This is a genomic window from Listeria cossartiae subsp. cossartiae (assembly GCF_014224155.1).
Taxonomy (GTDB): domain Bacteria; phylum Bacillota; class Bacilli; order Lactobacillales; family Listeriaceae; genus Listeria; species Listeria cossartiae.
In genome coordinates this window covers 175,768-202,634 of sequence record NZ_JAASUI010000001.1, presented here as the reverse complement: position 1 = coordinate 202,634, position 26,867 = coordinate 175,768, and the positions used below count along the sequence as shown (strand labels likewise).

Genomic DNA, 26,867 nt, shown 5'->3' with positions numbered 1-26,867 from the left:
TTTCAATCTCCTAATTTGGTTATTTTCTTTCCTTTTTTCTTTTTACGTTTTCTATGATTATATTCTTACTATCTTGCATATGCTCCCGCAAAGCTTATTCTTTTGATATGTATTATTTACTTCTCTTACTTTTATAATTTGTTCATCAAATTTTGTTCTACACTGCCTCGGAAACGTATGGCTAGAATATCTTCTTTTTTATCCAGCAAGTTCTGCCTAATCGATTCACCAAAGTTATTTCTAATCCTTCATATAACCTTTGTTGTATTAACATTCGGATTAAATTAGCTAGATTGTTTGCCTATACCACTCCTTTAAATACGCCTCTGGAAACTTAATTTCCCCAAAATCCAAACTCTGTAGTGTATCGATATCATACGAATTAACTAGATATAAATCCCATTGTGCTGATATATCTTCTAGTAACTCTCTTTCTTCTAATGATAGATCATCGTTTATTGACTGCTGGTTCTCATCAACAAATAGCATTTTTTCCGACCTTTCGACCAGTTCTTTACTTGTAATTACCTCAGTAAGCGCATCATTGAGATTCACTTTTATTACATCCATAATACTACTCTTATCCAAATTACATCCTCCTAGCATTTATGAGAATATTTCCCGTTATTAAATCTATAATGTACCTTCGTCCCTTTTTTCATAATCCGAACTTGGTTAACTTTATTTTGGTGCATTACAGATTAATGCCAAGTTCTTTTCCTAGAGAACGTCAAAACTACCAACGTAATAAATGTAAGTTGTATAGCAGATACACTTTATTTTTTAATTATTCGAATTCAAGTTAAGTATTTCTTTTATTATTCAATCATATGCTCCCGCAGTGTTTATTATTATATGTATTATTTACATCTCTTATTTTTATAATAAGCCCTCCCTGTAAAAGTGGAGGGCTTATTCTTAGTTTATTTTTTTAGTTTGTTCATCAAATCTTGTTCGACACTGCCGCCGAAACGCAGAGCTAGAATATCTTCTTTTTTTATCCAACAAGTTCCATCTAATCGACCTTCGTCATCCACTAAAGTAATTTCTAATCCTTCATATTCATTTTCAGCGATCATTCCAATTGCTGGCGTCTCGTCGCCTATGATGTCAATAAAGATTATCTCTTTGCTTTGGTGTACATAATCAGCGGCAATTTCGAAAAGAGAATGCTTTTTGTTTGGTGCTTTCTCAAATAATCCTGAGCTGATTGGTTGATTGAGATGTTTTGCGAGTAGTTCGGCTGTTTTTAAATGTGTTGTGTCAATTTCTATTCGGTACACTAATTCTAACGGAAGAACAACATGTCCCTCTTCGTAACCGTCCGAACGTCGCGAGCGGAACATAACATCACTCGCTGTAACTGCTTCAATGTAGCCCGCCTCGAAATAATCGTCTTCGCGTGATGCATAGATGGCTACTAGTTTATTTGCTTCTTGGCATTTTAGTAATCTTTCGTACATGAATTTTGTGGACATTTTTGGTTCCTCCTTACCTATGATTATTTATTTCATAGTATTTAACTTTACCGATTGGAATTTCATTTTTAAGTTGTTTTTAATGCTAATTCTCCCCTAACTTCTGGTTCTAACGTGTCGTCAAAATGAACGATGATGATATCTTCTTTATTGATATTCATTCATCTAAATTAAAAACTACATCGTTTAATTTAATTTTTTTACATTCTATAACATAGCTTATTTCATCTAACTCAAGAATCAGATTTCCTTCAGCAATAAAATCCGCTCTATCCTCTCCTATTTTAAAAGGAGGCATCACTACTTCAAGCGTTTCTAGTAGTAACAACGAACTTTCATCCGTGTCTAAATCAAATCTACTTTCTCCGTAATTACGTTGAAAATAATAAGCCGTTACCCCCTCTATTATTAATACTAGCGGTTGAATATCTTCAGCATTTTCAGCAAATACAAATTCCAAGTTGGACTTGCGTAAATTCACATGCGTTTTATGAAGTCTTTTTTCAGGGTATTTATACAACTCTTTTAATATCGCTTGATTTATAGTGTTCATTTTCCTTTTCAATGACATGTTTATCTCCTCCCTAAATGTTTAATAGCATTCTTTTTCCAGCCTAAATGATAGTTGATATGGGTCTCCGCCTTATTGTTAGTATAAGCCCCTGCCCTGTTTTTAGCTCCCTTTTTATTGTTGCTCAATCTATAATATGCCTTCTTTCGCTGGCCTGATCCTTTCCCCATAAATCGAACAGTATTTTTACCTTTTGTCACGACAAAACCATTTTTATTTTTAGCTCTTTTTATTTTTCCTCCTGTAGCTTTTGAAACTTTTTTAGCTTTTCTATAAGAACTAGTAAATTTACCACCAGCTTTAGCAATTTTATAAGCCCTCTTTAAAATTTTTATTTTACCACCACCAAGAGCTCCTTTAAATGCGGCTACTCCTGCTTTTTTAAAACTTTTTGTTTTTTTATAAGATTTATAACCATCATAAATAGCAAATCCAGCATTTACAGCTAACCAAACCCAATGCCCATCAGGATCCACATACATCACTGGATTATTATTCGCATAATTATACCCATTCATCGTCTGCGGATCATCTTCATCGCCTGGGTCTGGATCGTAAGCAGTAAACACACCTTGCTCTGGTTCGTAATAACGCGCCATCAAGTAATATTGTTCGATTTCCTTGTCATACGTATATCCCGCATATGCATAAGGATTGGCTTTGGCTTCTTCTGTAGAGGCAGTGTTTTTCAGCACATTTCCCCAAGCATCATACGCATATTCTGCGACAATCTTACCTGCTTCATCCGTGAGTGCAATTACGTCGCCATGCGCATTATAGTGATAATAGAGGGTTTTGCCATTCATCTTCATTGCTAAACGAACATTATCATCCGAATAAACATACTGACGAACAACTTTTCCATCACCATCAGTTTCATACAGAACATCAATACTATCGCCATCATAATGATAATTCGTCGTCACGCCATTGACGGTTTTCGACAAGCGGCGGTTATCATCATCGTACGTATAACTCGTAAACGGCTCGCTCTCACCTTTTTTCGTGATGCTGCTTAAACGGTCTCCGGTATCCCATGTATACGTGAACTTGCCATCGCTTGTACGGTTACCATTGGCGTCATACGTCAGCGCTTCTCCGTTCCACGAAACTAGTTGATTACCATCATTATAACTTGCGGCAATTGTTTTTGTCTCGCTTCCGCTGATTGCTACTTGTGTACGGTTTCCAAAACCATCATACGTGTACGCTTTGACAGTGCCGTTTGGTAGTGTTTCTTTGGTCAGTTGGTTGACTGCGTCGTATTCGTAGGTTGTTTTTCCGGTTTGTTTGTTATCGATGCTCGTGCGATTGCTTGCTGCATCATAAGTGTAGTTTTCGTCTAAAATTTGGGTGCCATTTGCGCTACTAATAGCTGCGTTGGTGATTTTTTGCGTGCTATCGTATGTGTAGTTAGCTGCGGTGCCGTTTCCTGCTGTGTAGACGTTGATGTTCCCAAATTCGTCAAACTCGAAATAGGCGTTTTTGCTTCCATCGTTTACGCGGGTATTTCGGTCTAAGTCGTTGTAAGTGTATGTTGTTTTTGCTGTGTAGTCGCCGTGGTTGATGGCTACTTCGCCGACTTTGTCTGTTTTTCCTTTGTTGTCTTTTGTTGGTTTGTCTTTGTAAGTGTAGCTTACGTTGCCACCTCGTTCGGCTACTTTGGTGATTCGGTTGGCATCGTCATAAGTTTTGTCTGTGACGATGCTGTTAATTTCGTCGGTTACTTTTGTTTGGTTGCCGTTTGGATCGTATTGGAATTTGAATGCTAATTTGTCATTCCATTTGATGCCATCCATACGGTCAGCGGAATCGTATGTGCTTTCGGTTACGCGACCAGTTGGCATGATTGCTTTTGTTTCATTACCGGCTGCATCGTATTCGTACTTGATTGTGCGATTGAGTGCGTCGGTGAATGCGGTGATTTTGTTATCTACGTCATATTCATAGATATTTTTTTGCGTTTTGCCGGATGCAGTGACATTTTTTTCAGTTGTGTTGCCATTGTCGTCGTACTTATAGGCTACGGATGTGCCGTTTGCTAGTTTTGTGTCTATAAGTGCGTTGTCGGCATCATAGGTTAAAGTTTTTTTGTTGCCTTTTTCGTCTGTTTCGGATGTTTTGTTGCCGTAAATGTCGTAAGTAAAGCTGATTTTACGGCCTTCTTCGTCATAGCTGGCTGTTACGTAGTTGCCGGAAGCGTCGTATTCATTTTTCGTTAATACTTCGCCTTCTATAACACGTACATCGTCAAACCAAGCTTTCCCTGTTAAACCGTTGCGGAACATTGTATAGACTTTAATCATTTTGATCGGTTTGGTTGGTTTAACAACTACGGCACTTCGGTTCCAGTCGTTCGTTCCTAGTGGGAATTGACCTTGTACGGAAGATGTTGTGCCATCTTGATAATATATTGTTCCCCATACAGAATAATCGTTCGACATCGTTGTAACAGAGCCATTTGATTTGGCATCTTCTGATTTGGAAAGCGCTGAAATCGTTAATGCTTTTGCTTCTTTTTGATTTACAGGTACATCTTGCACAATATGCGTGTAGGCTTCACTTGTCGCTTTTCGCTCGAAGTAAACGGCGCTATCACCGCTGTGGCTTTGATTATCGACTACTTTTGCTTGTGTTAGCGCGGTATTACCTGTTCGCATCCAACCAGTCGGAAGTGTTCCATTGTGATTTTCAAAACTGTTATTGACTACTGGATTGTAACTGGAAGCAACACTACCTTTTTCAAATTGAACATTGTCGTACCAAATGGTTGCTTTTCCTTTATGTGGAGCTGGTTGTTCATTATCCAAATAAAGCAATACTTGGCGCGTGTTTTTGGATGTTTTAAAGGTTAATTGGCGTTTTACCCAGTCGCCATTCTTTTTGATGGATGTCGCACGGTTGGATTGCCATACACCAGCATCGGTAATATCTTTTGCATTCGCGTCTTGTAAACGTCCAATGAGAAGTGCATCGGCGTTTGTCATTCCGGATGTTTTAATCCAGGCGCTAAATGTATACGTTGTTTCTGGTTCTACATCGACGCGTTGGGTAACGGATGAATAACCTTTTACAGTAGAGTTTGCTTCACTAGTTAGTTTAACAGAGCCGCTACCGCCAAGTGCTCCTGGAGCTGACTGTGTACTATCGAATGTCATGCTTCCTTTTGCATCAGATTGAATTAGTGTCCAGTTGGAAACTCCTGCACCTTTTTCAAAGCCGCTGTTTTGAAGTAAATTGCCGCCTGAGGAAAGTTCACCACTACCTCGGACAGGGTTACCAAAAGCGTCATACTGCGTTACAGAGGATACTTGGGATTCTGTCGCAAGTGTTTCTGATACCGCATCTGCTCCGTCATAAGCCACGGTTGTTTTGCGGCCTTCTGTGTCAGTTGCGCTTGTTACATCGTTGTTATCATTGTAAGTGTATGATTCTGTTCCGTATGCATCTGTCATTTGCGTGACATTGCCATCCGCATCGTAAGAGTATGTTTCTTCTTGACCCTTAGGATTTACTTCTTTTACTAGATTGTTTGATTCATACGTGTAGGTCGTTGTTAATTTGAGGCCTTCTGCATCCACGATTTCTTTCTTGGGATTTCCAGCATCGTTGTATAAATAAACGGTTTTCTTCTTTTTCTCGTTTGTTAAAGTAGTTTTTTGTTCTTCTTTATCGTAGGAAAGGGTGGTTTTTTTGCCGACTGGATCGGTTATTTCTGTTAGTTTTTCCTCTTCATAGACAAAGGTTGTTGCGTATGGTTTTTCTTCTGTGTGTTTTGGATCATAAACTGCTGTTAATAAGCCATCCGTGTAGCCGTAGCGATATAGTTTTCCGCGGGCAGTTGATGAACTGATTAGCTCTTGTTTGTCATTATAGGTGTAGCTGATTTTCCGGTCTTCTGGTCCAACTAGCTCTTTTACTAGCTCGCCTTCATACGCTAAAGTTACGGTACGCCCGGAAGCGTCGCGCATGCTTGTTAGTTTTCCATCGGTATACGCGTATGTTAATTCGTTGCCTTTTGTATCTTTTTCGGATTTTAATCGTCCATCAGCTAAAAAGCGTGTTTCTGACTTATCTTCTTCTATTTTCAAATAGCCGTCTGCGTTTTTAGTGATTTCTGAATAAATGCCTGGTGGGGCCTCATATTTGTCGCCTTTTTTAGTGAAACGATGGACTTTTTTATCCGATTCCACCCATAAGATATTGCCGTTTTCTTCTTCAATAAGTCTTTCTTCGAGGGTACTTGTCCAGCCTTTACCGAAAATTCCTGTTGCGTCATCTTGGCTGTTAAAAGTACGGTCGACGTTAATGCTTGGGCCGCGACCTTCTAAATTGAAATCTGTTTCATGGAATAAAAAGTTTCCATTTGTTGCGTTCACTTGCCCGCCGCGTACTGGGACACTTGTCCAGTAGTCCACCATTCCTAGTTGTTTATTTACTACTTCTGGAATAGTTGGCGTTGCTGGTTCGGATTGGATACTTGTGGCGTTATTTCCTGCTTTTTGATATGCAATAACTCGGAACCAGTAATTTTTGCGCTCTTTATAATTCCCGCCAGAATTGGTATAAACTGGTGAAGGATCTTTTGCTAGTTCGGCGCCTTTTCCGTCATGATGAAGGGCAAATTTACCATCTGCAATCTCTTCTTTAGTTGGCCAAATTCCTTTGTTTTGAGTTGTCCATTTTGTCTCTGCGCCGACATCGTATTCTTCGTAGGCTTTACCGTTGAAGACCAGTACTTTATAGCCGTCCGCCATTGGGCTCTTTTCCCAGTTAAGTTCCACGTAACCTGTTTCTTTATGCGCTAAGTTAGAATAAGCTTTCGCAGCAGTTGGTTGTGGTTTTTCGATTGGCATGTAGGCAAATACTAAATCGGATAGCGGGCTTTCTCCACCCGGGAAAACGGCTTGCACTCTAAATAGATAGCGCGTTAAATTGCGCAGTCCAAAAGTACTTCCGGCTTGAAACGCATTTTCATATTGTGCTCGCGGATCAAGGGCGAATTCAGTTCCTTTGCCATCATGATGGAATTCAAATTCACCATTAGCAATTTCGTCATCTGTTGGGAAAATTTTCTTTCCTTTAGTGCTCCATGTCGTTGCTGCACTTTTTGTATTTATATACTCGTATTTGTATCCGTCAGAAATAACGATATTATAACTTGTCGCTCCTGGAACGGCCTTCCAAGATACATCCATGAAGCCTGTTCCAGTACCTACTCCATTCGAGTTCGTTTTTACAGTAGGCTTTTCCGGTTGTGGGTACGTATAATTTACTTCCAGATAAGGATAGTTTTTATTATTTTCACTTGCTACAACTTTTTTCCAATAATTTTGATCGATGTTCGTACCTAGGCGGAAACCGTTGTTCACACGCGTTCCACTTGCCCATGCTTGGACTGTTTTAGTTACGTCTAAATTAGCCCATTCGCCACGACCAACATTAACACTACCTAATCTAGTTACAGGAGGTACTGTGTTCCATGTTACTTGCCACGGGGACCATTTTGCATTGGCTTCGTAATACCAAAGATCATTTTTAACCGTTGGAGACATGTGCCAAATGTTATAGACTTTTAACGTTGCTTTAGAAACAGTCGCTTTGTTTAAAGTGGACGTATCCATTTTTAAAAAGGCGGCATTATTTCCTGTTGAATTGTCCCATTTACCGAGTTTTAACGTGTAAGCATTTTGGCCAGAATCCCAAAGTTTGCTCCCGATATTGGTTTCTGTCGGTTTAGCTGAATTGATGTTAGCATTATAAACTTCATCTAACCGGACAGATGGATCAATATAAACAGGATATTCACGCGCAGCATCATTTAACCATGCTGTGTCTACTTTTAATTGTAGTTCATACACTGTTTTTGTCAGTTGTTTTACTTCAAAGGAAACATTTTCGGATAACGCTGCTTCGCCAGTTTCAGCTCCAACGTTGGAATCTGTCATAACTGGTTTCGGAAGCGTATACATTGTTTCGTCCGATTTATTTTTGAATAGCACATCGCCATTCTCTGCTAGCTCTAAATCTAGTTTTGTTTCAATTTGATAAACATACGTATCTACTTGATTTGGTTCATGTAGTACTAAGTCTTCTTTTACTGATTGTGGAAAAGTTAAATGCCGTAAATCCGTTTTAGGAAATACATCTGCGTAAGTAACTTCATTTTCTTTATACGTCGCTGGTTGGTCCGTTACTGCTTGTTCATCCTCGCCTGTACGTGCTCCTTTTAAGCGAAAAGTAACTTCTGCTCCAGTTTTCGTTAGTTTCTGATATGCCCCGTCTTCCATTTTGTCTAAGAAGCCTAGTTCTAATGGGGTTTGTTTTGGAACAATCATGTCAGAATCTGCTTCTTTCTCCACATTCGCATCGATGCGTTTCATCTCGCCATCAACTTCCATATTGATAGGATCCGCAAAGATTTGCTTCGTAAAACTCCCGTCGTGGTTATCAAAAACCACTTCATTTTCTGTTCGTTCTTCTTTAACTTCTGTTGGTGCTTTTTCTCCCGCTTCCGTTTCTGGTGCTGCTACCCCAGTCGACGTCTCCTCCGCCGTTGGTGCATAACCAGGTATTAGTGAAAGGAATAACATAATGGCTATCAGGCTCACTAATACTTTCTTTGCTTTTGCATGTATTTTCATGTATCAAGCTCTCCCTTTTCAATGTCATATCATTCGATGTCTTACCAATTTCTCTATTTTCTATCTCCCTACTAACAACCTCACTATCCCCCTCTTTCTAAAAAAGGACCAGTTTTAATTGAGATAAAACTGGTCCTTTTCCAAATTTAACAAAATCATTATAGCATGTTTTTTTGGTTTTGGGTTATGCAGAATGTAAAATTTTTACTTTTTATTTGAATTGTTAATTCTCTTAACTAAAATTAACTCTTTATCAGAATAATTATGCTCAATTCCGCAAAAAAACCTTGAACCGATAATTCTTCCGTTCAAGGTTTTTCCACTTACCACGGTTGACTAGTTGGACCTACTGTGAATTCATTTACGTTTACGTCTTCGGGTTGCTCAATGGCATAAGCAACAATGCTCGCGATACGATCAGGTGTGATGCCATATTGTTTATATAAATTGGTCATTCCTTGCTCGGTTTCTTTATCTGTAATCGTTTCTAGTAATTCCGTATTGATCGCTGCTGGATAAATGGTCGCAGTGCGGATGTTGGTTCCTTCTTGGGCTGACTCCATTCGTAATACTTCCATTAGGTCACGGACTGCCCATTTAGTCGCGCCATATACAGCACCGCCGGGATATGCTTTTAATCCTGCTACAGAAGAAGTTGCGATGATGTGTCCTGATTTTTGAGCCATGAAAGAAGGCAGCACCGCCGCAATTCCATTTAGCACACCTTTAATATTGATATCAATCATTTGCTCCCATTCGTCTTCTTTTAAAGCTGATAATGGCGAATTCGGCATTATTCCCGCATTTAAAAAGATTGCATCCACTTTTCCGTATGTTTCAATCGCTAATTTTACTAATTTCTTATTATCTTCACGTTTTGTTACATCCGTTTTGGCAAAAATTGCTTCACCTGAACTCGCTTTAATGGTTTGAACAATTTTTTCCAGCTTTTCCACGCGACGAGCAGCAAGAACTACTTTCGCCCCTTTTTCGGCTAAAAGTAAGGCTGTTGCTTCACCAATTCCGGATGATGCTCCAGTTATGATAATTACTTTGTTTTTGATTGTCATTGGTTATCTCTCCTTATTCCTCAATAATTTTACGAATTTGTTTGGCGGGGCTTCCGGCGACGACAACGTTTGCTGGGACATCTCTTGTGACGGTAGCATCCGCAGCAATGATCGCATTTTCACCGATTGTTACGCCTGATAATATCGTTGCATTTGCGCCAATCCAGGCGTTTTTCTTCACACAAATTGGGGCTACTCTTAAGCCACGTCTCTTTTTCGGGCTAACTAAATGGTTGACGGTCACAAGTCTTGCTCCTGGGCCAATTAAGACATTATCTTCAATCGTAATCCCGCCCAAATCCACGAAAGTTACATTCAAATTGATAAAGATATTTTTTCCAAAAGTAATATGTTTACCAAAATCACTGTAAAAAGGAAGTGAAACCTCCACAGAGGAATCCACAGGTTTTCCGGTGATTTCACTGAGGCATTTCGTTATTTCTTTTTTTGAATGATATTTGGTATTTAGTTCGACGATTAATTGTTCGTTGTTTTGCTTTACCTCATGAATTTCATTTGAAAGATTTGATCCTTGCAGAATTTCTTTACCGACAATTCTTTTCTGTAAATCTTGTATCATTATGCGCTCTCCCCCCCGAAAATCTTTTACTTCTTAATTATACGGAGAAAAGTTATAATTGAATAATACTTATAAATCATAGCCAACTATTCGTTTTGGTTATAGGAAGGAGAGCCTCATGGAATTACGTGTGTTAAATTATTTTTTAACTGTCGCTCGTGAAAAGACGATTAGTAAAGCGGCGGAAGTACTTCATCTTTCTCAGCCAACGCTTTCTAAACAATTGAAGGAACTTGAGGAAGAGTTAGGTATAACGCTGTTTATTCGCGGAAATCGTTCTATTACCTTAACAGAAGATGGGGTTTACTTGGCAAATCGTGCGAAGGAGATTTTATCTTTAGTCGAATTAACAACTTCGAACTTGCTACAAAATGAAACAATTAGTGGGAAAATAACGATAGGTGCTGGGGAAACGAGGGGGTTTGAGTTTATTGGTAGTGTCATTCATCAGCTGAGAGAAATACATCCCGAGATTACGTTTCAACTACATAGTGGTAACGCCGACGATGTTTTAGAAAAAATTGAGCACGGGCTGCTGGATTTTGGGTTGGTCATTAATCCTGTTGAAATGCAGGCATACGAATATTTGCAGCTTTCTTTAGTAGACAGATGGGGAATTTTAGTAAATACAGCCCATCCTTTAGCGCAAAAAGAAGTTATAACTCCCGGTGATATTCAAGAAAATCCAATAATGGTTTCGAATCAAACTTTCGTAGATAATCAACTAGCAAATTGGTTAGGAGGACATTTCGAACAATTGAATGTGATTGGTAGATATAATTTGCTTTATAATGCCTCGCTTTTAGCTAAAGAAAATATTGCCAGTATTCTTTGTATCGATGGCATTATCAACACGGACAATACGAATTTGAAATTTATTCCTTTTTCGCCACCCCTCACTGCTGGCATAAGCATTGTTTGGAAAAAGAACCCCACTTTTTCGAGCGCAGCGAAGGAATTTTTGAAGTTGATAGAAAAAGAAATGACAAAATAAGTAAAAAAAGCAGCAATACAACTAAAATTAGTTTTATTGCTGCTTTTTATGGATTTATTTTTATTCTTTAAAACATCTCTTTAAATTATGTGAGCGTGCTATAATAATTAAGTCGTCTACCTTCAGACGAACAATAGGAACATTGTTCGTCTGAAGGGAGGTGCATTAAATGATTCTATTTTTTTTCAGTCTTATCGCTCCGATTTTTGTAGGAATTACTTTAGCTACCTACAAATATTGGTTAGAACATCGTAGTGATAAAAAACATAAGTAGACGGCAACCGTTCTAACCACAAGAAAATCCCCGAGGTCTTTAGCCGGACTCGGGGATTTTTGTGCATTAAATGATTCATTTTCCAACTTTATTATAACACTTATTAGGAAAAATACAACTCAAGGGGACATTCACATGGAAAAATAAAACATTTTAACAATTCGAATCCATAAACTGCAATTTCAAAGTATCAACACACATATCTAGGACAGATTCGTACTCAATACAACATTGTCCATCTGGTGAAAAATCATCGGACGAAAGGATATTCATAGATACTAATTCATCATCAAGCACGTCAATCTCACCAATAATTAGTTCATCCCAAACCGTTGTTAGCTCCACTACTTTCTTATTTTCTTTCGTCCAATGAAGAAAATTGTAAAGGGTATCTCCTTTGCTACTTAATTCCGGCATTTGCATTTGTGGTGGTTTTACGTTTTTATAGGGCTCCAGATATTTGGTATCTTTTTGTACTTTAAAAATATTTTCATTTGCGATAATAACAAAACCATCAAATTGACCACTTCTATGATAATTTTCCATTATAATATACTTTTTAAAAATTGCTTTTATGTATCCCATATAAAATTCGTTTGTTTCTTCCTTATCTGCGTATACTTCATAGATATAACTCTGATCTAATCTTTCTAATTGTTGTCGGTTCATTTCTCTATCTCCTTTTTTGAAAATGGTGCTGCTAATTTAAGCGTTTTCATCCCAAAGATATCATGTTTAATACTTCAATGCAATCCCACGCAAATAAAAACTTGCTCAACCTAAAAGCTTTGAGCAAGTTTTCCTTCTATATTCCTAATCGCAATGTCACAGCACCATATGCTGGAATCATGTTGTCTTGATTTTCGACGATTTCTTCAATAGCGTTCACATAGTCAAATGCTACATCCGGTAATTCCAACTTTTGCGGTGCGTTGGTTGGATTTTCAATGCGGATGATGTATTTATCCGCTGCATAATACGACGGATGACACGCCGAAACTAAGTATTTTTCTGGTAAATTCAACATGCCTAACGTTTGCTTCGCGCCTAATTTTCGTTCGGTTTTCTGGATTTTATTGTCTAAACGGTGTAAAAAATGATTGAAAGGTTGGCGTTGGTAGGACACGTTTGCTTGGTTGAAAATTTTGGTGCGTTCTGCGGTTTTGTGTTCGTCGAAAGCTAGGTCGCCGAGATAGATGGCGAGTGAGAATTCATGTTTGCCGAGTAGTTGAGCGCCGGTTGTTTCGATGAGCACGTGGCCTTTTTTCGTTGTGTCGCCTGATGCTCGGCCTGGGCGGTAAGCTAAATCAGGTTTCCCAAGTTGTCCGGTTGTTGCGAGTAGCGTCAGTGCTAACTGTTGATCCAATTGTTGGTATTCTTTGACGCCGCGTGTGAAAATGGTGCAGCTTTTTGCTTTATTTGTTAGCGTCACACTTTGTTCTAGCGGCTCGATATCAATAGGCATTTCGCTGTATGTTTCTTGCCAATTCGCTGGTACAACTGGTTTTCTTTGGATGTATCCGAATGGAAGCGAGGCGATGTTGTAATCTGTTTTCACGCCTGTATTTACTTTCAAGCGTAATCGGTGGTTTTTGATTTGGTTGTCCACTTCGATTTTAACATCTAGCAGTTCGCTACCTTTTTTCAGTTCTAAAATCAGCTCAATTTGTAACTCGCCTTGGCCTTCTTTTGTCAAACGGTCTAGTGGAAAATCGTTCTTTCCAGTTAAAATTAAACGTTCGACTTCACTTGATTTCTCCGTTTTTGCTTCGGAAAAAGTGAATAATTCTGCAATATCTCCGGCTAGCGGTGAATAATCATACGTATCTCCAGCGTTCACATCATCTTCCAACGTAATAAAGGAAGTTGTACGCTCGCCATTTGCTTTTTCAAGCGCGATTTCGCCATTTTCAAAAGTGATTTTGTAGAAATCATTCGCAATTGCCACATCATTGGAAGCAACCATCGAATCCAGTTCGCGATCATTCTCTTCAAAAGCAATCACACGGTAACCAAGCCCCGGCAGCTCCACTTTGATGCGTACTTGAAGCACATAATAGCCTGGCTCTTCAATAAATCGGTTACCGGCTGGCGTTTCTTCTAGCACATTTTCACGCGATGGGATGAATTCTTCTTGGACAATCGTCGCATCCGGAAATGCTGGGAAATGGATATTTTTATGCTCAGTTACTACTTGAATTTCTTTAAATCCATCAAAATCATGTAAATCGGTGTTAAAAATGATAATTTCATTCGCGGCAAGTACCAAATCATCGGCAATTTTCTTCACAATTGTATTTTCAATGCTATCACACAGCTCATCGGCTTCCTTCATCCGGTGCAAAATATCTTCGGCAACAGGATCGGAAACGCAGCCAGCCAAACTATCGTGCGCTTGGCCTTCTAGCAGTTTTTTCCACGTGTGCATTAGTAAACGCTCGCTGATGGAAATACCGGATGCCTTAGCAATCACAAGTAGCGGTTCGATCCGCGTTAGCAGTTTTTGCTCGAGTGACGCGCTTTTCAGCTTGATATTCATTCGGCTGGAGCCAATAGTTTTATGCACGCGTGCCAGCACTGGGCTTCTAAATTCGCCGCGATATTTCTCTAAATCGGGCAACTCTCTTACATATTGAATAAAATCTTGATAGGTGCTAAGTTGATAATCATGGCGCCCCATTTTGTTGATTTCTGCCAGTTTTTCCGCAAAATTGCTAATAATATTTAGCTGATCATTCCCCGATGGAATTAACACTTCGGTCGTCTTGCTATATTTTTCAATAAAATCAATTGCTGGATCAAGGCGTCCATCCACGTATGCCGATGTTGGCTCAAGTAGCATCCCCGTGCCGTAACCTTGTGGCATATTAATCGCATAAATCGAAGTTTCCTCACCAAGTCCTTGCCATTTGAAATACGGAGATTCGACGTGCTCGCCTAAATGAATTCCGCGCCAGAAAATCACATTATCAAAGCCAGCATGCTCAAGCAACGTTGGTATTTGGGCATTAAACCCAAATGTATCCGGCAAATAACCGATTTTCATATAGTCGCCGTATTTTTTACTGTCAAAAATCCCAATCATCGCATTGCGCAAAATCGACTCACCGTGCGCGAAAAAGGCATCTGTTTGCGTAAACCACGGACCAATGAAAAGTTGTTCATCCGCAATCAGCTGTTTAATATCCGCTAATTTTTCCGGATAAAGTGCGACATAATCGTCTAAAATCGACAATTGTCCATCAAGTACAAAGTTTGCTTCTGGGTGCTTTTTTAATTCGTCAATTACTTCTGTAAAAAGTTGTTCACTTAGAACCAGTGCATCGGCCGAGGTGAAATACCACTCTCGGTCCCAATGCGTATGGTTCACAATATGTGCTTTAACCATAGTTACCTCCGTTTTTTAAGCTTCCCATTCTGCTTCGTCAATTTCGTCATCGTAGCTTGAACCAGCCATTTCCTCGCCAGCACTTGCTTTACGTAAAGCGACTGACATTCCCGCAACAATGAGCGTCCCAACTGCAATCGCTAAAATATAAACTGGCCAATTTTCTACAGTGAACCAGCCGTAAAAACCACTGATTGGCGCTTGGTTAATTGCGCCAAGACCTACAGCCAGTGCGCCGCCGACAGCAGAACCAAGAACCGTAGCTGGAATAACTTTAAGTGGAGATTCTACGGCGAAAGGAATTGCCCCTTCACTAATCCCAACAAGCCCCATAATAAGCGATGATTTCCCTGCTTCACGCATTTCTGTATTGTATTTACGTTTCGCGATTAATGTTGCTAAACCAAGACCAAGTGGTGGGATGATGATTGCTACTTGTGCTGCTGTATTTGGTGCATAAATTCCACTTGTCAAAAGTGCCATCGCCGTTGTTACAGCTGCTTTATTTACAGGTCCACCTAAGTCAAAACCAACCATCGCGCCAATAATTGCCGCCATTAGAATTTGGTTCGATCCAGACATACCATTTAGCCAATTTTCAAGGGCTGTATTTAAATCTGCAAAAGGAATACCAACAACATAATTAATAATAAGAACGGTAATAAGTGTGCCAAAAACTGGTACTAAAAATACTGGTACAATCGAAGCCGCCGCTTTTGGCAGTTTCACGTATTTTTTAATCAATAGACATGTGTAACCAGCGATTAAACCAGCTGCCAGTGCCCCAAGGAAACCTGCGCCGATATCACGTGCTAACAAACCACCAACAAGACCTGGTGCCAGTGCTAATTTGTCCGAAATGGAATATCCGATAAATGCGGCAATAACCGGGAACATCATTCCTAGCGCCAAGCCACCAAAACCATCTAAACTATGCAGTAACGAAATCAGGCTATTCGCACTGTCTGCATATTTCGCGTCCCAAATATCTGTAATTCCGAAAAACGAACCGCCAACCCGCGCAATCGCCATAATTACGGCACCCGCGATAACGAGCGGAATCATATATGAAATACCTGTTAAAACGTGTTTTTTCAGTTCACTCCCAATTTTTCTGAACATGGTAGATCCTCCTTATTTTTCGTCAATTAACGCAAGTGCTGCGTTGATTACTTTTTCTGCATCTTTAATCGGTGCGCTTACTGGAACTTCCAGCACGACTTTACCGTCAAAACGTTCTTTGTTACGTACTTTTGTATCTACTGCGAAAATGACAACTTCACCAATGTTTACGTCTTTTTCGGTTAATTCATTTTCAATTCCTGTCGCGCCTTGTGTTTCTACTTTAATGAGGTTGCCCATTTTTTTCGCGCCTTTTTTTAGGGCTTGCGCTGCCATATATGTGTGTGCCACTCCTGTCGCACATGCGGTTACTGCGATAATTTTACGTTTCATATCTCTACTACGCCTCCATTTAAAATTCGAATAACTTCTTCTTGATCTCTTGTACTTTTTAAATTCTCAACAATATCATCGTCCATAAGTTTTGTTGCAATTTCAGCAAGGATTTTTAAATGACCGTCTGTTTTGTCGGAATCCGTAATTGCCAGTAAGAAAATCATGTTTACCGGTTCGTCATCAAGCGATTCCCATTCGATCATGGCTTTCGTTCTTGCAAAAACGATGGCCGATTTTGTGACACTTTCACTTTTTCCGTGTGGGATAGCAATGTTATTACCTATTCCGGTTGTTGAATGTGCTTCACGTTCCAAAACTGCTCGAACATAAGTCGCTTTATCCGCTAAAATACCACGTTCATCCAACATTTCTGCCATTTCTTCAATTGCGGCTTCTTTGGTTGTCGCTTCTAAATCAAAAACGACTAATTCTTTAGTTAAAATATCTTTTACTTCCATTACATCCCATCCTTTAACAAATGCTCATAAATTTCTGCGGCACTTTTTAGTTGCGTCAGCTTTTCTAGCCATTTTTTATTATCAATATATTTATAAAATTGTTCGTACATCGCGTCTAAATTAATACCATTTTGCTCTGTCAAAGCGATAAAAAAGATTTTATCCACATCGACCAAGCCCCATTTCACTGGGTGTTTCAGTGTCGCGATGACAATGCGCGATTCATTGATTAGCGCTGGTTCTGCGTGCGGTGTCGCCATTTCTTCAAAAGAAGTGAACGATAACGCTTCTCTTTTCAGCGCACTTTCCACGATGCCTAGCTTAGCAATACCCTGCTCCACCAATTTGTCGCCAATTTTCGCAATCGCTTCTTCCATCGTCGCAACATCTAACTTCGCAAAAATGGTTTTTGGCTTAATTAAATCAACGAATGGTTGGCTGCGATTCTTTTTCTTGCGTCGTGTACGTTCGATTTGGCTTTCAACTTGTTGTAAATCCGCCTTACTCATCATCGGGCTTACAACAATGCTTGGAATGTCCTCTAGTTCGAGGTAGATTGTGCTAATGACTAGATCCACATCAACTTCGGTTTCCATTAACGCCTGAACGGACAGTATTTTTTCAATCGTAATCATTGGAAAATATTTTTTAATTCTAGCTGCGAGTAATCTGGATGAACCGAGCCCTGTACTGCATACAAGAACCACTCGAATTTGGTCGGGGAAAGAGCGACTTCTTTCTTTGTATGCTTCAAAATGTAGCGCAATATACGCCGTTTCATCTTCGTTCACTTGCACATCGTACTTTTGTTCGAATTTAGCTTTAAAATATAGCGCTTCTTCAAACGCTTGGGGAAAGTTTTGCTTAATTTTGCTAAGGTACGGATTTTTAAAATGCATGCCAAGTTTTAAACGGTTAATGGCGGATTTCATATGTGTCGTCAGGTCTTCCAGCAAGCCCTTGTCATAATTCCCTTCCGCTAAACACTTACTGACAAAATCAGCGACATCGTCCTCTTGCGGCGGAGTATTAACGAGCAGTTCATCATGTTGTTGATTATAAGCAGCTGTTAAATGAAGCTGAATATAGCCAACTTCGAAAGCCGGAATTTTGATATCCAAACGTTCTTCCAGCATGCCAACTAAGATTTCCGTGTTGTTACGCTGTGACTCAAACACATCTTTCATCGGGTCGCTCTCAACATTTTCCACATACTCGCCTTCGCGAATTCGCTCTACTGCAATCGCAAGGTGAATCACAATCGACTGAAATGCATAATCTGTAAAAGCAAAATCATGACGCTCACTGAATTCTTGCACAATCGCAATGATTTCTTTCAAGCCTTCTTCCGGGAAAATCCCAGTAACATCAGCCTGAATCGTATCAAATGCTTGGAGTACTTTTTCGCCTTCTTGCTTTAGATACCAGTTGTTACCCCAAAAATTAGTAATAAATTTCGATGTTAAGGCACGTTTTTCTCGTTCGCTAATAAGCAGCTTCATACCTTTACTAGGTTTCTTATATAAGGTAATCCCTTCTTTTTCCAGCATTTTTGTGACTTCCATCATGTTTTTCTCAATCGTGCTCCGGCTAATGTAAAGTTCGTCTGCCAGTTGATGAATCGTGATATAGTCGTCTGCTTTAAGCAATTTACTGAAAATGTAGATAACCCGTTCTTCTTTCGTTGATGGGATTTGGCTGACTTGGTTATCTAGGAATCGGCTAACTTCGGCAAAAGCCTTATTATCACCTTCAATATACACACCGATTTTTGGTTTTCGGACCACTGTCATATCAAAATCCTTTAGAAAAATATCGATTTCCTTCAGTGAATTTGAGACAGTTTTTTCTGAAAGTCCGAGATGATTCGCGATAGTTCCAACACGTGTTTGGCCTGTCTTCATTAGAAACTGAATGATATTTTTTTCGCGATTTGCAATCATTTTCGTTACCGCTTTCATTTTTAATTTTCCTTTCCCTACGCTTATTCTATTACAAAGACTCATCCCCAGAAAACTACGAAAATTACCGCATTGAATACCGTAATTTTGGGATATTGCTGTTCATTTTGGAGAATGGTAGATTTAAATAGCACCACTAACCTAGAAAGGAAGCTTATTTATGTCTATTTATCTTATTGCGTTACTCCCTGTTCTTGGGTGGGGATTTATGCCGATAATTGCGAACTTACGAAAAAGCACCCCCGAGGAACAACTACTGGGGACATCGATTAGTGCGCTATTATTTGCTTTCATTTTATTCTGGATTTTATCACCAGAAATAACAGTTCTTTCTTTTATAGTGAGTTTTGTTTCGGGTATCTTTTGGAGTTTTGGACAATTACTACAGTTTAAAGGGATTGCGGCTTCTAGTGTCGCGAAGGCAATGCCGATTTCAAACGGAACACAACTAGTTGGCGCAACGCTTTTCGCAGTTCTCGTGTTCCGAGAATGGCAAACGGTTACGGCTGTTGTCATTGGAGTTGTTGCAGTAATTTTAATCTTGATTGGGGTAGTAATGACCGGGTTTCAAAAACGCGGGAATCATATCACGGAGTCGGTTTCATTTCATGTCTACGGTATCGTTATTCTATCTTCCTTCTTTTTAACGCTTTACGTAGTGACAAACCAGCTTTTTGATGTTACTGGCTTTTCTATCATTTTACCACAAGCACTCGGGATGCTGACATGCGCCATTGGTATTAACTTAGCGAAAAAACAAGCAATTTCCCGAAAAAATGTCACATTCAACTTAATGACCGGGTTGTCGTGGTCGATTGCGAATCTAGGCATGTTCTTAGCTACCGCCGTTCTTGGTGTCGCAACGAGTTTCTCGATTTCGCAAGCCTGCGTAATCGTCGCAACAATCGGCGGCATCCTCATTTTCAAACAGAAAAAAAGCCCGCTAGAATGGACGTTTATCCTTTCCGGCATACTGCTAATTATGGTCGGCGTCGTATTCCTTAGTTTATTGAAATAGAAAAAGACTGTGAACAAAGCGAAAAATCATTTTGTTTACAGTCTTTTTTTATTGCGTATTTTTAACAGATAGTGAATACTTTACTAATGAGATGAATACTAAATAAAAGATTTATTTTAAACTTTTCCAAACCAAAATGATACTTGCTTCGTCTAATATTGCAGAAGAAGGTGAAACTTAAATGACTGAACTTGAAGAAATAGGCATTAACATTAATAGCCTAGAAAATACAGAACAAATTATCGGCCAATTGATGGATAACTACAGCGATGATGTACTGCATCTAGTTTTTTCCTATGTAAAAAATCGAACGACAGCGGAGGATTTAACGCAAGAGATATTTATTAAATGCTATGAAAAACTAGGTCAGTTTAATAACAAGTCATCCATAAAAACGTGGCTATATCGAATCGCTATTAATCATTGTAAAGATTATTTGGGTAGTTGGCATTATCGCAAACTAAATTTCAGCGATAAAATTTGGGATTATCTTCCGTCCAAATCAAAACACGTTGAAGAGGAAATCATCACAAAAGACATAACAAACAGCTTAACGAGCGCTGTTATGGATTTACCAGTAAAGTACCGGGAAGTAGTTTTCTTACATTACTACGAAGAACTTTCCTTGGCAAATATCAGCAAGATTACTGGTGTAAATAGCAATACATTAAAAACCAGGTTAAAACAAGCCAGAGAATTATTAAAGAACAAGATGAAAAAGGAGGTTTAATCATGACTGATCCATTCCATAATTTAAAGGATTCTATCAAAAAAGATTTTGAGGATTTTTCTTTTTCCGATGAGAGAAAAAATGCGGTAAAAGCAGCCATCCGGAAGAAACAATCACACTTAGAGCTTCATTCTTGGAAAGCAGAAACACTTCAAAACATATTAGATGCACTGCAAGGCGAAGCAAAGCATGGGTACGAAATTTCCACCCAACTATTTCAAAAAAATGAACTTAGCTTTAAAAACAATGAAGGGCAGCTTTATATCCTGTTACATCTACTTGAAAACAAGAAAATCCTATCATCAAAATGGATAGAAGATAAGAAATATTATTCCCTAACTGCGAAAGGGAAAAAATTTGTAGCAACTTTTGAAATAAGAGGTTCTAAGCAACGTGGACCACTGAAAAATTTAATTGAGGAGGTTTCTTTGTGAGTTCATCTAAATTCGAGGCATATTTAAGTAAAGTAATCTCAAAAGTAAAATCCAAACAAGCCCACAGTATGATAAAAAAAGAGCTTAGTCATCATCTGGAAGAGCTAAGTCACTCCTTTCAAAAAAGAGGATTATCTATAGAGGATGCGGATAAAAAGGCGATGCAGGAAATGGGAGATCCCTCGACTGTTGGCAGAAACATGAATCAGCTTCATAAACCAAGAATGGATTGGCTCCTTATTGCGTTATTTATCCTACTTGCCGGTATTAGTTTTCTTCCACTAATGAGTGATGTAGTAGCATCTAATTCTTCATTCATGAAAAAACAAATTGTCTGGCTCGCCCTTGCTGTTCTTGCTCTGATTGGATTTCTTTTCTTTGATTATAGGAAACTGAAAAATTTGTGGATGTATTTTTACGGGGCTGCCTTAATACTATTTTTCACACCTTTTTTAGTTGGCTTTTCGCTTACTGGAGGAGGAAGATGGATGTCTCTCTGGGGTATGATGATTGATAGTCCAGCTATATCCTTATTTTTATTCTTCATCGCATGGGCTGGTATTTTCACCAAAATGAATACGTTTAAAGGTTGGAAAAAAACAGCATTGCTATTAAGCCTATTTTGGGCACCAGTTATTTCTTACGCCATGATTAACCGATTTGTATTTGTTATTATGTACTTCTTGTGTGTATTAGTAATGTATATTTTTTATTATCGTCATAACCGATTTGCCATTAAAGTAGCACTGGGTAATTTGCTTGTAGGTATTATTTTCATTAGTACGATGATTCATAAAGCACCTAGTAGCTACCTCTCTGATACAATCATACCTTTGAAAGAAATTCTTTCAAAAGCTGGTTGGTTCGGTAAGGGACTTCACAACAATCTAACAATCCCTGAAGCACATACAGATTTTGTCTTCCCATTTCTCGTCTATTCTCTAGGCTGGGTATTCGGAATTTCCCTTTGTCTACTACTACTTGTATTTATAATACGGATTTCACGAAACGCTTTTAAAACAAAGGATTTATTCGGTAGATTATTAACAATCGGAGGGGCTGTATTATTTACCGTTCCAGCTTGTTGGAATATTCTTATGGGTCTCGGAATAGTCCCAATCATGGTAGTACCCCTGCCGTTTATCAGTTATGGGGGAAGCATGTTACTAGTCTACGCTGCCCTACTCGGCCTTATTCTGAACGTTTATCGACGAAAGGATATTGTAGAATCTACACTGGTAAATTAATTTAGTGTAAAACCGACACGTTTATCACTTTCAAAAAAGCCAAAGATCGGATCAAGATCTTTGGCTTTTTTTCAAATAATCTTCCACCACTTGTAACACGCCAGCTTCCTGGTTTGAAGGGGCCACATATTTTGCAGCAGCAAGAACTTCCGGACTACTTTCTTGCATCGCATAACTATTCGGAGTTAATTTTAGCATTTCCAAATCATTATTCGCATCTCCAAAAGCTAACAAATCGTCTGGTGCCACTTGCCACTCCTTCAAAAGCTGCTGAATCGCACTCCCTTTCGTCACACCCGGAATAATAATATCAATGCTCCCATGCCCGCTCGAAACAGCACGAATTTCCCCAGCAAACGTTTGGTTCAAATCTTCCACAATTTGCCCAGTTTTAGCCACTTCGACATCAAGCGCAAACTTGATAAACGTATCATCCGGAAGCACATCGAATGAATCCACCTCTTGCAACTCAAAATAATACTTTTTCGCAAATTCTTTAAAATCCGGATTAGCCGCCTTTAACAAATAAGCACTTTTTACGCCACAAAGAATCACTTGCAAGTCCTGATATTCCTGAATTAACGTCCGCAAAATTTGATGAATAAGCTCTTCCGCAAAACGATTTACACTACGCAATTCCCCTTGATGAAAAATAACCGCCCCATTTTCAGCGACATAAAAAAGCTCGTCATCCTTCCCAGGGAAAAATGATTCCAGCTGATAATACTGATTACCACTCGCAACAATAAATCGAATCCCACGTTGCACTAATTCCGCATAAATCTGTTCAAATCGCACGCGGTCATATTCGCCATTTTCATCTAAAAAAGTCCCGTCCATATCTACAGCAATCGCTCTAATCATCCATCTCAACGCCTTTTCAAGTTAATTTTATTCTATTATAACAGAACTTTCTCTCTTCATACTGCTACTGCTTATTCGTGTGCCAAATGTGCTATAATGAACAAGCTTATTCTATAAAATGAAAGGAGGGCACATTTTTGTCAAAAGGTAGATTAGAAGCATTTAGTGATGGTGTATTTGCAATTATAATTACGATAATTGTTTTAGGAATGACTTTACCTGATATGTTTACCCCCGCGAGTACACAAACCTTCTTATGGGAAATTTTTATTTTTATAGAAGCTGGATTACTTATCGGCCAATTTTGGTATACGCACAGCCGACTTTTTGATCAAGTAACATCCATTTCCACATCGGCTGTATTATTTAATATTTTATTTTTACTCATTTTGTCACTTGTTCCATTATTTACAAGGGCAATTATGCAACATCCAGATATGACCGCTCCCATTATTGGCTTTGTTATCACTATTTTGCTTACCTCGCTGATTTTCCAATTATTGCATCGTGCTGTAAACGGAAAAAATTCTGGTATTGATAATTGGATATTTCGAATCTCCAGCTTTATATTTGTTATAATCATTGGTACTATTAGCTTTTCTGCGCCACAAATCTCCACCATTTTATTTATTATTTTCCCGGTAGCTGGTTGGATAATGCAGCTCGTATACCGCCGTCAAACAAAAAAATAAAAAAGTCAGCGAAATGTTTCGTTGACTTCACTTTACTATTTTGTTATTCTTGCATTAACAACTAGAAAGGAGCATAACTATGAGAAGCCTGGATGCAGTAGAGATACTCAGACGTGGCGAGACCATTGAACGTTATAAAGAAGGCGGAAATTCGATGTTACCTTTAATTAAATCGATGCAACCTGTTCGTTTAGAACCGATTGGCACGAGAGAATTAAAAGTGAACGATATCGTATTTTGTAAAGTTCGCGGTAGTTTTTTTACACATAAGATTAGTAAAGTTCGCGGTAAGCAATATCAAATTTCTAATAATCACAAACACGTGAATGGTTGGATCACACGTAATAGTATTTATGGCATTGTCACCAAAATTTGGTAAATGCTAGGTAACATGCAACGAAAAGTTGGATGTTTTTTATTTTGCCCAAAATCAGGCTTCTTTAAATAAAAAAGTAGCTAAAATGATTATCTCACTTTAGCTACCGAGTTTTATTTCACCATTCTTGACTCTGTTTTGTCGAAATATTGCTTCCCAATTTGCAATTTCTCGCCATAAAGTTCGTCAATTGTCACAAATTCATATCCTTGACTCTTCAGTTGTTGCAATGTAGCGTCAAGGCTTGCAGCAGTTGTCTTATGGATATCATGCATTAGTACAATCGCACCGTCCGTTGCACCTGCAAGGACTCTTTGCGTTACTACGCCAGCATTTTTGTTTTTCCAATCTTCTGTATCAACAGACCACTGAATTATCGGAAGACCGATCGCTTCAGCAACTTCTTTGTTGACTGCACCATATGGAGGGCGCATTGTCGTTGGGAAATATCCAGTTTGATCAAATACTACTTTTTGTGTTTGTAAAATTTGGTTATATACTTCTTGTGTTGATAGTTTAGTTAATTGTGGATGATCCCAGGAGTGGCTTCCAACTTGGTGCCCTTCTGCTAATTCACGTTTTACTAAACCTGGATTTTGTACTACGCTTGAACCTAGTACAAAAAATGTCGCTTTTACATCATAGCGTTTCAATGTATCCAGTACTTGTGGCGTTACTGCCGCACTTGGACCATCATCAAAAGTAAGTGCAATTCGCTTGTTGGTTTTTGCTTTTGGTACTTCTGGAACTTTAACACTACTTGGTAAATAGCGTTTATTCACAGAACTAGCAATATCCGCAAGTTGTACATTCACTTTCTTCGGTTCTGAAGCCCCTGGAACTTCAATTGGTAAAATTAGTTCAGAATTAGTGATTTCAAAATCAGTTTGATCCCATTTCACTAAACTCTTGATATTCCCAAGATTCCCAACATCTTTTAAAGAATAATCCCCTGTTTTAATAAGTTCTTGCTCAACAGCAGATTTTACGTTTAGTTTTGTTTCATCGTTCTTTATTAATACTTCCCCAAGTGTTAATAAAGCACCTGTTTCTGCGTCGGTTACAATGTTTTTGCAAATATCTTTTTTCTCTTTGAGTACAAATTTAGTTTTACCTTCTTTTACGTACTCAGATTGAACTGCTTTATAAGATACTGCTTGTTCGGCCATTTTTTGCTTTTGATAAGTGTAGAAAATAATCCCTTGCTTTTCATTATCTCTATTTAATTTCTTCACTTCTGCATCTGTGGCCTTTTCAATTTCTTTTTGGATAATTTCGTTGTCTTTTTTCTCAGTAGTTTTAGGAATGTAAGAAATAATTTCTACTCCATTTTCTTTCTTATCCAAGCGGCGGAAATTTCCTCCATCTTGGTCCTTCATTAGTCTGTCCATCTGCATTATTACTTTGTTGCGCGACTTTGAAAATTGGTATTTTTGGAATCCTATTACACCAACAAAAACCACGGCAATAATGAGAATCGTAACTAGTGAAGTTCTAATCCACCTAATTTTCACATTATGCACCTCACCTTTGAAAAACCTTCCCCAGTTTTTCTTATAAAACAATTATACATGAAAAAAAACAACTTTCTAGCTTTTGTACTAAAATAGGAAAAAAGGACCAAAAATTTCGTACAAAATATTACGAAAAGACACGGATAAAGTGGGAGCTTTTTTCCGTGTCCAGTGTATAGTTACAGGATTACCCCTGAAAACTAGCATATATTGTGAAATATTTCACTATCAATTCTACCGCAAAAAAACGTATTCCGCAAATATTTAATCACGTTTTTAAACAGTTTCGTTTTTAACCTAAAGCAACATCTAGAACCATCATCACTGCAAAGCCAGCCATTGTTGCGGCAGTTGCCAAATCCGCCGAACCTTCTACTTGAGACTCCGGAATTAATTCTTCTACAATAACGAAAATCATCGCTCCAGCTGCAAATGCAAGTGCGAACGGCAAAATAGGTGTAACAAAAACAACTAAAACCGCTCCAATTACTGCGAAAATCGGTTCAACTACCGCCGATAATTGCCCATACCAAAAGCTCTTTTTCCGCGAAAGCCCTTCTCCGCGCAAAGGAATGGACACGGCCGCACCTTCTGGAAAATTTTGAATCCCAATACCAAGCGCTAATACTATCGCTGTAATAAGCGTTTCCGTGTCTCCTGTTATTACCGCTCCAAAAGCAACCCCAACCGCGGCGCCTTCTGGAATATTATGAATGGTAATTGATAGAACGAGTAAAATACTTTTCCGAAGTGAAGTTTTCGGTCCTTCCTTCGCTTGTTCTGGAAACCCGAAATGCAAATGCGGAATAATACGGTCTATCACACGTAAAAATATTCCTCCCAGTAAAAAGCCAACTAATGCCGGAACAAAAGAAAACTTCCCTAAGTCCTTGCTCATTTCTATTGCCGGGGCAAGTAGCGACCAAAAACTTGCTGCGAGCATGACACCAGCCGCAAACCCAAGCATGACATTACCCCATTTTTTATTTAAATTTTTAAAGAAAAATACGAGTGAAGCCCCAGCTGCTGTACAAGCCCATGTGAAAATCCCGGCAAGTAATGCTAACAATACCGGATTTAATTGCGATAAGTAATTTAACAATTCACTTTCTCCCT

At 38.8% G+C, this 26,867-nt stretch carries 23 protein-coding genes; 8 read left to right on the top strand and 15 right to left on the bottom strand.

The genetic code is table 11. From position 1 onward, the window contains the following. Positions 1-288: 288 nt before the first annotated feature. The 6 genes from HCJ30_RS00960 to HCJ30_RS00935 form a co-directional block, all read right to left on the bottom strand. Positions 289-588 carry a hypothetical protein gene (locus HCJ30_RS00960; RefSeq protein WP_260444400.1) on the bottom strand — a complete coding sequence of 100 codons (300 nt, stop codon included), beginning with the start codon at positions 586-588 and terminating at the stop codon, positions 289-291. A gap of 335 nt (positions 589-923) precedes the next feature. Further along, positions 924-1,478 (bottom strand): hypothetical protein, encoded by a 555-nt coding sequence (locus HCJ30_RS00955; protein WP_185391605.1) that lies wholly within the window; start codon positions 1,476-1,478, stop codon positions 924-926. Positions 1,479-1,635: 157 nt separating this feature from the next. Beyond that, complete coding sequence (locus HCJ30_RS00950; RefSeq protein ID WP_185390608.1) at positions 1,636-2,049, bottom strand: YxiG family protein; 414 nt, start codon at positions 2,047-2,049, stop codon at positions 1,636-1,638. Positions 2,050-2,051: 2 nt separating this feature from the next. Then, positions 2,052-8,693, bottom strand: coding sequence for a DNRLRE domain-containing protein (locus HCJ30_RS00945; RefSeq protein WP_260444399.1), 6,642 nt, complete (start codon positions 8,691-8,693; stop codon positions 2,052-2,054). A 323-nt stretch (positions 8,694-9,016) separates the two neighbouring features. After that, positions 9,017-9,763 carry an SDR family oxidoreductase gene (locus tag HCJ30_RS00940; RefSeq protein ID WP_185390607.1) on the bottom strand — a complete coding sequence of 249 codons (747 nt, stop codon included), beginning with the start codon at positions 9,761-9,763 and terminating at the stop codon, positions 9,017-9,019. Positions 9,764-9,776: 13 nt separating this feature from the next. Further along, positions 9,777-10,346, bottom strand: a complete 570-nt coding sequence (locus HCJ30_RS00935; RefSeq protein ID WP_185391555.1) for a DapH/DapD/GlmU-related protein — start codon at positions 10,344-10,346, stop codon at positions 9,777-9,779. A gap of 115 nt (positions 10,347-10,461) precedes the next feature. Between HCJ30_RS00935 and HCJ30_RS00930 the strand changes: the two genes are divergently transcribed. Next, a complete protein-coding gene (locus HCJ30_RS00930; RefSeq protein WP_185390606.1) occupies positions 10,462-11,337 on the top strand; it encodes a LysR family transcriptional regulator in 876 nt (291 codons plus the stop codon). A gap of 169 nt (positions 11,338-11,506) precedes the next feature. Continuing rightward, positions 11,507-11,611 (top strand): type I toxin-antitoxin system Fst family toxin, encoded by a 105-nt coding sequence (locus tag HCJ30_RS00925; RefSeq protein ID WP_185390605.1) that lies wholly within the window; start codon positions 11,507-11,509, stop codon positions 11,609-11,611. A gap of 153 nt (positions 11,612-11,764) precedes the next feature. On the opposite strand, the gene HCJ30_RS00920 is transcribed toward HCJ30_RS00925, so the two are convergent. The 6 genes from HCJ30_RS00920 to HCJ30_RS00895 form a co-directional block, all read right to left on the bottom strand. Beyond that, complete coding sequence (locus tag HCJ30_RS00920) at positions 11,765-12,280, bottom strand: hypothetical protein (RefSeq protein WP_185390604.1); 516 nt, start codon at positions 12,278-12,280, stop codon at positions 11,765-11,767. A 136-nt stretch (positions 12,281-12,416) separates the two neighbouring features. Next, a complete protein-coding gene (locus HCJ30_RS00915) occupies positions 12,417-14,999 on the bottom strand; it encodes an alpha-mannosidase (protein WP_185390603.1) in 2,583 nt (860 codons plus the stop codon). 15 nt (positions 15,000-15,014) lie between these two features. Then, positions 15,015-16,121, bottom strand: a complete 1,107-nt coding sequence (locus tag HCJ30_RS00910; protein ID WP_039119679.1) for a PTS fructose transporter subunit IIC — start codon at positions 16,119-16,121, stop codon at positions 15,015-15,017. A 12-nt stretch (positions 16,122-16,133) separates the two neighbouring features. Then, a complete protein-coding gene (locus HCJ30_RS00905) occupies positions 16,134-16,454 on the bottom strand; it encodes a PTS fructose transporter subunit IIB (RefSeq protein WP_003722977.1) in 321 nt (106 codons plus the stop codon). After that, positions 16,451-16,915 carry a PTS sugar transporter subunit IIA gene (locus HCJ30_RS00900; protein ID WP_185390602.1) on the bottom strand — a complete coding sequence of 155 codons (465 nt, stop codon included), beginning with the start codon at positions 16,913-16,915 and terminating at the stop codon, positions 16,451-16,453. Before HCJ30_RS00900 ends, HCJ30_RS00905 begins: the two co-directional genes overlap by 4 nt. Further along, positions 16,915-18,876: a BglG family transcription antiterminator gene (locus HCJ30_RS00895; protein WP_185390601.1), complete on the bottom strand. Its 1,962-nt coding sequence runs from the start codon at positions 18,874-18,876 to the stop codon at positions 16,915-16,917. Before HCJ30_RS00895 ends, HCJ30_RS00900 begins: the two co-directional genes overlap by 1 nt. Positions 18,877-19,036: 160 nt before the next feature. On the opposite strand from HCJ30_RS00895, the gene HCJ30_RS00890 reads away from it, so the two are divergent. From HCJ30_RS00890 to HCJ30_RS00875, 4 genes are all read left to right on the top strand, one after another. Continuing rightward, positions 19,037-19,894 (top strand): GRP family sugar transporter, encoded by an 858-nt coding sequence (locus tag HCJ30_RS00890; protein ID WP_185390600.1) that lies wholly within the window; start codon positions 19,037-19,039, stop codon positions 19,892-19,894. A gap of 181 nt (positions 19,895-20,075) precedes the next feature. Beyond that, entirely contained in the window at positions 20,076-20,624 is a 549-nt protein-coding gene (locus HCJ30_RS00885; RefSeq protein WP_185390599.1) for a sigma-70 family RNA polymerase sigma factor, read from the top strand. A 2-nt stretch (positions 20,625-20,626) separates the two neighbouring features. Then, positions 20,627-21,058: a PadR family transcriptional regulator gene (locus tag HCJ30_RS00880; protein ID WP_185390598.1), complete on the top strand. Its 432-nt coding sequence runs from the start codon at positions 20,627-20,629 to the stop codon at positions 21,056-21,058. Next, a complete protein-coding gene (locus HCJ30_RS00875) occupies positions 21,055-22,305 on the top strand; it encodes an FtsW/RodA/SpoVE family cell cycle protein (RefSeq protein ID WP_185390597.1) in 1,251 nt (416 codons plus the stop codon). Before HCJ30_RS00880 ends, HCJ30_RS00875 begins: the two co-directional genes overlap by 4 nt. A gap of 51 nt (positions 22,306-22,356) precedes the next feature. Here the strand turns inward: HCJ30_RS00875 and HCJ30_RS00870 are convergent, their stop codons facing one another. Continuing rightward, the gene (locus HCJ30_RS00870) at positions 22,357-23,169 is read right to left on the bottom strand and encodes a Cof-type HAD-IIB family hydrolase (RefSeq protein ID WP_185390596.1); all 813 of its coding nucleotides are present in this window, start codon (positions 23,167-23,169) and stop codon (positions 22,357-22,359) included. Between the two features lie 137 nt (positions 23,170-23,306). On the opposite strand from HCJ30_RS00870, the gene HCJ30_RS00865 reads away from it, so the two are divergent. Together HCJ30_RS00865 and HCJ30_RS00860 are read left to right on the top strand one after the other, a co-directional pair. Beyond that, a complete protein-coding gene (locus HCJ30_RS00865; RefSeq protein ID WP_185390595.1) occupies positions 23,307-23,861 on the top strand; it encodes a TMEM175 family protein in 555 nt (184 codons plus the stop codon). Positions 23,862-23,940: 79 nt separating this feature from the next. Beyond that, entirely contained in the window at positions 23,941-24,240 is a 300-nt protein-coding gene (locus HCJ30_RS00860; protein WP_070260219.1) for a phage repressor protein, read from the top strand. Positions 24,241-24,350: 110 nt separating this feature from the next. On the opposite strand, the gene HCJ30_RS00855 is transcribed toward HCJ30_RS00860, so the two are convergent. Both HCJ30_RS00855 and HCJ30_RS00850 read right to left on the bottom strand, forming a co-directional pair. After that, on the bottom strand, positions 24,351-25,751 hold the full coding sequence (locus HCJ30_RS00855; RefSeq protein ID WP_185390594.1) for a polysaccharide deacetylase family protein: 1,401 nt from the start codon (positions 25,749-25,751) through the stop codon (positions 24,351-24,353). Between the two features lie 292 nt (positions 25,752-26,043). After that, positions 26,044-26,853 (bottom strand): ZIP family metal transporter, encoded by an 810-nt coding sequence (locus HCJ30_RS00850; RefSeq protein ID WP_185390593.1) that lies wholly within the window; start codon positions 26,851-26,853, stop codon positions 26,044-26,046. Between the last annotated feature and the right edge of the window lie 14 nt (positions 26,854-26,867).